This is a genomic window from Shewanella nanhaiensis (assembly GCF_019457885.1).
Taxonomy (GTDB): Bacteria; Pseudomonadota; Gammaproteobacteria; order Enterobacterales; family Shewanellaceae; genus Shewanella; species Shewanella nanhaiensis.
The window spans coordinates 1-272 of sequence record NZ_JAHZST010000086.1 but is presented as its reverse complement, the minus strand read 5'-3'; the positions used below and the strand labels follow the sequence as shown (position 1 = coordinate 272).

The following is a 272-nucleotide window of genomic DNA, read 5'->3' as shown; positions in this document are numbered from 1 at the left end:
CTTGGTCTTTCGGCGAGGGAGTTTTTCACTCCCTTTATCGTTACTCATGTCAGCATTCGCACTTCTGATACCTCCAGTGTGGGTTACCCCTTCACCTTCAACGGCTTACAGAACGCTCCTCTACCGCTTGCACCCGAAGGTGCAAACCCGTAGCTTCGGTGTATTGCTTAGCCCCGTTAAATCTTCCGCGCAGGCCGACTCGACTAGTGAGCTATTACGCTTTCTTTAAATGATGGCTGCTTCTAAGCCAACATCCTAGCTGTCTAAGCCTT

1 rRNA gene is annotated in these 272 nt (G+C 50.4%); it reads right to left on the bottom strand.

The features are described from left to right. Window positions 1–272, bottom strand: a 23S ribosomal RNA gene (locus tag K0625_RS24955); the annotation flags it as partial.